The sequence below is a fragment of the Streptomyces sp. WM6372 genome, from assembly GCF_001279655.1.
Lineage (GTDB): Bacteria > Actinomycetota > Actinomycetes > Streptomycetales > Streptomycetaceae > Streptomyces.
Map to the genome: position 1 here is coordinate 1 of NZ_LGDB01000039.1, position 6,680 is coordinate 6,680.

The 6,680-nt window shown below is 74.9% G+C and carries 6 protein-coding genes; all 6 read left to right on the forward strand.

The window, feature by feature from the left end; genetic code table 11:
• Window positions 1-41 precede the first annotated feature (41 nt).
• Genes ADK52_RS05695 through ADK52_RS44750 form a run of 6 tightly spaced genes read left to right on the forward strand, consistent with a single transcriptional unit; the run spans window position 42 to window position 6,680 of the window.
• Window positions 42-446: an acyl carrier protein gene (locus ADK52_RS05695; RefSeq protein WP_234343454.1), complete on the forward strand. Its 405-nt coding sequence runs from the start codon at window positions 42-44 to the stop codon at window positions 444-446.
• 7 nt (window positions 447-453) lie between these two features.
• Window positions 454-1,296 carry an alpha/beta fold hydrolase gene (locus ADK52_RS05700; RefSeq protein ID WP_053688682.1) on the forward strand — a complete coding sequence of 281 codons (843 nt, stop codon included), beginning with the start codon at window positions 454-456 and terminating at the stop codon, window positions 1,294-1,296.
• Window positions 1,293-2,456, forward strand: a complete 1,164-nt coding sequence (locus tag ADK52_RS05705) for a glycosyltransferase (protein WP_053688683.1) — start codon at window positions 1,293-1,295, stop codon at window positions 2,454-2,456. Before ADK52_RS05700 ends, ADK52_RS05705 begins: the two co-directional genes overlap by 4 nt.
• Entirely contained in the window at window positions 2,453-4,375 is a 1,923-nt protein-coding gene (locus ADK52_RS05710) for a class I SAM-dependent methyltransferase (RefSeq protein ID WP_063783778.1), read from the forward strand. The genes ADK52_RS05705 and ADK52_RS05710 overlap by 4 nt, the downstream gene beginning before the upstream one ends.
• Window positions 4,372-5,379 (forward strand): galactokinase, encoded by a 1,008-nt coding sequence (locus ADK52_RS05715; protein ID WP_234343455.1) that lies wholly within the window; start codon window positions 4,372-4,374, stop codon window positions 5,377-5,379. Before ADK52_RS05710 ends, ADK52_RS05715 begins: the two co-directional genes overlap by 4 nt.
• 44 nt (window positions 5,380-5,423) lie before the next feature.
• Window positions 5,424-6,680 (forward strand): alkaline phosphatase family protein, encoded by a 1,257-nt coding sequence (locus ADK52_RS44750; protein WP_053688684.1) that lies wholly within the window; start codon window positions 5,424-5,426, stop codon window positions 6,678-6,680.

Consider the following 6,680-nt stretch of genomic DNA (forward strand, 5'->3'; position numbering starts at 1 on the left):
GCGGCCCTCCCCCGTCCCCTTCCACCTCACGGAGACCAGCCATGGCCACCACCACTGACATCCTCGCCGAGATCACCGGCATGCTCGTGGAGATCCTCGGCGACGAGTTCCTTCTCGCGGAGGAGGTCACCATGAGTACGAGCTTCAACGAGGATCTCGCCCTGGAGAGCATCGAGTTCGTCGCCCTCGCCGAGCTGCTGCACGAGCGCTACGGGTCCGAGGTGGACCTGATGGGCTTCCTCGCCGAGAAGGACATGGACGCGATCCTCGCCATGTCGGTCGGCGAACTCGTCACCCACATCGGCCGGATCACCCACGCCTCCCTGGCCCGTACGTCGTCGGCGGCCGCGACGGCCCCTGCGCCGACGGCCCGGGCGACGAGCGCCCCGGCATCGACGGCATTGACGGCACCGGCCGCGGCGGCCTCCGCGCCGACGGCCGGCTGAGCCCGCCATGGCCTTCGTCCCCGCGGGTCCCCTCCGCTTCCACGTCCAGCGGCTCCCGGCCACCGCCGGGGCCGCCGGTCCCGACCGTCCCGTCGTCGTGTTCCTGCACGGGCTGGTCGTGGACAACCTGTCCTCCTTCTACTGCCCCCTGGCCGTCCCGGTCGCGAGGGCGGGCCACGAGGCCGTCCTCTACGACCTCCGCGGCCACGGCCGCTCCGAGCGCCCGGCCACCGGCTACGACAGCCGGACCGCCGTACGGGACCTGGTGTCGCTGCTCGGCGCGCTGGGCCTCGGGCACCGCCCGGTGCACCTGGTCGGCAACAGCTACGGAGGCACGCTGGCCTTGCACGCGGCCCTCGCCCGCCCGGACCTCGTCGCCGGGCTGACGCTGCTCGAACCCCCGCTCAGCGGGGCCTGGGTGGAGAACATGGTGGACACCCTGTCGGCGGCCGCGCTGAGCCTGGAGGACAGCCCGGTCCCCGCCGAGCTGCTCACCCTGCGACTGCGCAAGGCCGCCAACCTCACCTCGATCGCCGACGAACTGCTGAACCGGACCAGCCTGATCGACGACATCGCGGCGAGCCGCACCTTCACGGCCGCCGACTTCGCCCGGCTGGGCTGCCCGACGCTGATCGTCTGCGGCGAGCACTCGGAACTGGTGCCGGGAGCGGTGGAGTTGGCCCGCCGCGCGCCCCGCGCCACGATCGAGATCCTGCCCGGCCTCGGCCACGACGTACTGAAGGAGAGCAGCGGGGTCCTGCGGGAGACCGTGCTCGCCCATCTCGAAGCGACGGCGGCGGGGGCGGTGCGCGGGGCGCGCGCCCCGCGGGCGGGAGCGCTGGTCCGATGAAGGTGCTGTTCACGGTCCCGCCGCTGGCGGGGCACGTCAATCCGACGGTGGCGGTCGGCGCCGAACTGGCCGCGCGGGGGCACGAGGTGGCCTGGACCGGGCCGGCCGGGGCACTGGCCCGGCTGCTGCCCGCGCACGCCCGGGTACTGCCGGCCGGGGACGAGGCGGGCGGCGGCTACGCGGCCCTGCACGAGCGCTGGCGCGATCTGCGCGGGGTGGGGGCGCTGCGCTTCCTGTGGGAGGAGGCGCTGGTGCCGCTGGGTCTGGCGATGGTGGCCGGGGTGACGCAGGCCGTGCGGTCCTTCGAGCCGGATCTGCTGGTCGCCGACCAGCAGGCGCTGGCCGGCCCGGTGGTCGCCCGCCGACTCGGGATCCCCTGGGCCACCTCGGCCAGCACGTCGGCCGAACTGACCCGCCCCTTCGCCGATTTCCCGAAGGTCGGGGAGTGGGTCTCGGGGCAGATATCCGGCTTCCTCTCGGCCTGCGGGATGCCGGAAGCGGACTGGGATCCGCGGTTCTCCGAGCGGCTCGTGATCGTCTTCTCGACCCCGGAACTCGTCGGCGTCGGCCAGGTGTTCCCGGCCCATCACGCGTTCGTCGGACCAGCCTTCGGGGCCAGGCCCGCCGCTCCGTACTTCCCGTGGCAGCGGCTGGATCCGGAGCGGCGGCGGGTGCTGGTCTCGCTGGGCACCCTCAACCAGGAGGCAGGCGGGCGGTTCTACGCCACCGTGCTGAAGGCCGCCGAACGGCTGGCCGATGACGTCCAGTTGGTGCTGGCCGCTCCCGCGTCGCTGGTCGGGCCGGCGCCGGGGAACGTACTGCTCCAGGAGCGGGTGCCGCAGCTGGAACTGCTGCCGCATCTGGACGTCGTGGTCAGCCACGGCGGGCACAACACCGTCTGCGAGGCGCTCGCGTACGGGCTGCCGCTGGTGGTCGCGCCGATCCGGGACGACCAGCCGATCGTGGCCCGGCAGGTCGTCGAGGCGGGGGCGGGGGTGCGGGTGCGCTTCGGCAGGACCCGGGCCGAGGAACTGTGTGACGCGCTCACGGCCGTGCTGGACGATCCCGGCCATCGCCGGGCCGCCCGGCGGATCCAGGCCTCCTTCGCCGCGGCCGGCGGGGCCGCCGCCGCGGCCGACCGGTTGGAGAAGCTGTCATGACACCTCCCCCCTTCCACCGGGTCCGGTGGACCTCCGCGCTGACCCTGGTCGCGCTCGGCGCGGGTACGGTGCGCGCCCGCCGCCGGCTGCGGGCGATCCCCGTACTGCCCGCGCCCCCGTCCGCGGCGGACGGGCTGCCGCGTGCCGCGGGGTGGCGGCTGCTGACCGCGCGCGGGGTCGAGGTCGACCCCGCCACGTTCCTGGCCGCCTGCGCGCACGCCGACCGGGAGGGCCTGCGGGTGCTGGACCTGCTGCCGGCCGATCTCGCCGTCGAGCGGGCGCTCGGGCTGCTGCGGCTGGTCGACCCGGCCGGGTACCGGGAGGACCGGCTCGCGGAGGGGCGCGGGGCGGGGTACGCGGTGCTCGTCGCCGACGAGGTGCTGGCGAGGGCGGGGGTGGACCTGGGCGGTACCGGCCCGGACGCCGCCGGCCGGGAGCCCGCCGATCTCCTGGCGCTGACCCGCCGTTTGAAGGAGTACGCCGCCGACTCCACGGGCCTGGCCATCGCCCCCGCCCTGTCCGTCGGCCGGGCCGGGGATCCGGCCGGGCCGGTACGGGCGGCCGAGCTGCGGGCCCAGGGGCTCCCGCCGGGGGTGCTGGCCGCCGCGCAGTTCGCCGGGCTGGGACTGCTGGCCGGGCTCGCCGGGCGCCAGGGCCGGTGGGGTGCGGCGGCGGCCGGACTGTACTGGCTGCAGCCCTACCTGGTGCTCGGGGGGCCGGGCGCCCCGCTGCGCCCCGCCGACCTCCCCGGGGCCACCGCCGCCCGGCCGGCGCGCTCCCTCGGCGCCGCCGCACGTACGGCCGCCGCGGTCCTGCGTACGCCCGCCGGCCCGGACGCGGACTCCGGCGCCGACACCGCCCGCGCGGCCGCGTACCGGGCCGAACTGGCCTTCGGTACCGACCGGTTCCTGGAACCGCGGCGGACGAGCTGCCCCTGGTGCGGCTCCCGGCAGCTCCTCGTACGCGTCCGGGTGCCCGATCTCCTCCAGGCCAAGCCCGGCCGGTTCACCCTGGAGCAGTGCGCGGACTGCCGCCACGTCTTCCAGAACCCCCGACTGACCCTGGACGGGCTGGAGTTCTACTACCGGGACTTCTACGACGGGCGCGGCGGGGAGGGCGCCGGGACGGTCTTCGGACGGCTCGGTGACTCGTACCGCAAGCGCGCCGAGATGCTCCGCCCGCACACGGTGGACGCCCCGGCCTCCTGGCTCGACGTCGGGACCGGCCACGGCCACTTCTGCAACGCGGCGCGGACCGTCTGGCCGGACACCCGCTTCGACGGGCTGGACATGGGAGACGGGGTCGGCGCGGCCGAGCGGCGCGGCTGGGTGGAGACCGGATTCCAGGGCCAGTTCCCGGAGTTCGCGGAGAAACTGGCCGGCCGGTACGAGGTGGTCAGCATGTACCACTACCTGGAGCACACCCGGGACCCGCTCACCGAGCTGGACACCGCCGCCGCCGTCCTCGCTCCCGGCGGGTTCCTGGCGATCGAGCTGCCCGACCCCGAATCGCGGATGGCACGGCTGCTGGGCTCCGCGTGGCTGCCGTGGTTCCAGCCGCAGCACCAGCACCTGGTCCCGGCGTCGAACCTGCGCGAGGCACTGGCCGCACGCGGGTTCACCGTCCTGGCCGAGGAGCACGGCGCCGCCCACCAGGGCAACGACTTCTTCGGCGCGGTGGCCCTGACCACCACCCGGCTGGCTCCGGATCCGGACCGCCCGTGGGCTCCCCCGGCCACGCGCCGCGGGCGGGCGCTGGCACATGCCGTACGGGCGGCCGCGCTGCCCTGCTTCGCCGGGGCGGCGGCGCTCGACGCGCTGCGGACGGCCGTGGCCCGGCGGACGGACGGCGGGAACGCCTACCGGCTGCTGGCCCGCCGGGACGACCGGTTGCCGACGGCCGTCGGGGAGGACCGGTGACGGCGGCCCGGACCGGCGCCTCGCCGCGGGGCGGCGGCGGGGCGCCCGCAGGCTCCGTCCCCGTCGGATCCAAGCGTGTCGCTCCCGTCCCCGTCGGCACCCCGCCCGTCGGTCCCGTACCGCCGGGGCTGGCGCGCAGGGCCACCGCCGATCCGCTCTTCCGGCTCGTCGCCTACGCCCTGGAGGCCGCGCACGGCCGGCCGCCCACCGCCGTCTGGAGCGCCCCGTACGCCTTCCACCTGGGCTCGCCCGGGCTGGTCGCGGCGGCCGGCTGGCCGGTGGCGGCCGCCGCCGCGCCGCGTACGGACGGCCTGGTGCGGCTCAGCTCCCTCGGGCACCCCGCCGACAGCTGCGATCTGCCGCTGACCCCGGACGGGCCCCCGCCCGCCGCCCCCGCCTGGGCCGTCCGCCCGTACGCCCTGCTGCGGGCGCTGGCCCGCGCCGGCTACGGGCGCGGGGGGACCGACCTGCACCTCCAGGGCTCGCTCACGGAAGCCGCCGGGCTGGCCACGGCGGAGCCCGCCGACTGTGCGATGGCGCTCGCGGTGGCCGACGTACACACCCCGGCGGACACGGAACCCGACCGGGACGGGCTGGCCCGGCTGCTGGCGCGGGCGCTGCCGGACGGCGACGACGCGCTGCGCAGGGCGGTGCTGTTCGCCCGGCCCGGCCAGGCCCTGCTCCTGGACACCGGGGAGGAGCGGCGTCACGTCGCCTTCGACCCGGCGGCTTCGGGGACTCGGCTGGTGCTCCTCGCCGTCCGGGGCGATCCCGCGGAGCGGGCGGCCGAGCTGGCCCGGGCGGTGTCCTGCGCCCGCCGGGCCGGGGCGCTGAGCGCCTGGCCGCCCGGACGGCGGCCGGGGCGGAGCGTGCTGGTGCTGCTGCCCGCGTCGCGCCTGACGGCGGTACGGGCCGCGGTGGCGGAGGAGTTCCGCGGCCGGGGCCGGCCGGTACCGCGGTTCCTGAACATCGCCGTGGCCGGTGCGGCCCGGCGGGAGGAATGAACCACCCACGAGGAACGAACACCCACACCGAGGAGGAACCGCTCATGCCCTCACCCCTGCCCGCCACAAGACGCAGGGCCCGCCGGTCCGCGCTCGTGGCCGCACTCGGCTCGCTCTGCCTGCTGGGCGCGTTCACCGTGGCCAACTCACAGGCGGCCGAGTCGGACCCGGCGACCCCGCGTACACCGGTGGCCGCGGCCGCCCTGCCGGCCTACGACCACGTGGTGGTCGTCGTCTACGAGAACAAGCAGTACGGCGAGATCATCGGCAGCGCGAACGCCCCGTACGTCAACCAGCTCGCGAACGGCGGCGCCGGCCTGACCGGCATGAAGGCGCTGACCCACCCCAGCCAGCCGAACTACTTCAACCTGTTCTCCGGCGCCACCCAGGGCATCACCGGGGACGGCTGCTACACCCCGCAGTCGATGAGCGCGGCCAACCTCGGCCAGGAGCTGATCGCGGCCGGGAAGACCTTCGCGACGTACAACGAGGACCTGCCGGCCGAGGGGTCCACCGCCTGCACCAACGGCCAGTACGCGCAGAAGCACAACCCGTGGTTCGCCTTCAAGAACGTACCGCTGAATACGGGCAAAACCTGGACACAATTCCCGCAGAACAACTTCGCGGCGCTGCCGAACCTGTCCTTCGTCGTCCCGAACCAGTGCAACGACATGCACTCGTGCTCGGTGAACACGGGTGACACGTGGACGAAGAACAACATCGACGCGTACGCGCAGTGGGCGAAGGCCAACAACAGCCTGCTGGTGCTGACGTGGGACGAGGACAACTACCTCGGCTCCAACCAGATCGCCACGGTGTTCTACGGGGCGAAGGTGAAGACCGGCAAGTACGCCACCGCCTTCAACCACCACCACCTGTTGCGCACCTTCGAGGACCTGTTCGGCACGGCGACGCACGCGGGCAACGCGGCGAACGTCCAGCCGATCACGGAGGTCTTCGACGGCTCCACGACCCCGACGCCGACTCCCACGCCGACGCCGACTCCCACCCCGACCCCCACGCCCACCCCGACCCCCGGTGACCTGAAGCTGGCCAACCCCGGACCCCAGACCTGCAAGTTCAACCAGACCTGCACCGTCCAACTCACCGCCACCGGCGGCAAACCCGCCCTCCGCTACACCGCCACCGGACTCCCCTTCGGCCTCACCATCGACACCGACACCGGCCGCATCACCGGCAAACCCTGGACCACCGGAACCCTCCAGATCACCGCAACCGCCACCGACTCCACCACAGCCACCGCCACCACCACCTTCCCCCTCACCATCAACTGGTTCTGA

Coding starts and splice junctions, on each gene's coding strand:
- ADK52_RS05700 (WP_053688682.1), top strand. CDS start 454: ATGGCCTTCGTCCCCGCGGGTCCCCTCCGCTTCCACGTCCAGCGGCTC.
- ADK52_RS05695 (WP_234343454.1), top strand. CDS start 42: ATGGCCACCACCACTGACATCCTCGCCGAGATCACCGGCATGCTCGTG.
- ADK52_RS44750 (WP_053688684.1), top strand. CDS start 5,424: ATGCCCTCACCCCTGCCCGCCACAAGACGCAGGGCCCGCCGGTCCGCG.
- ADK52_RS05710 (WP_063783778.1), top strand. CDS start 2,453: ATGACACCTCCCCCCTTCCACCGGGTCCGGTGGACCTCCGCGCTGACC.
- ADK52_RS05705 (WP_053688683.1), top strand. CDS start 1,293: ATGAAGGTGCTGTTCACGGTCCCGCCGCTGGCGGGGCACGTCAATCCG.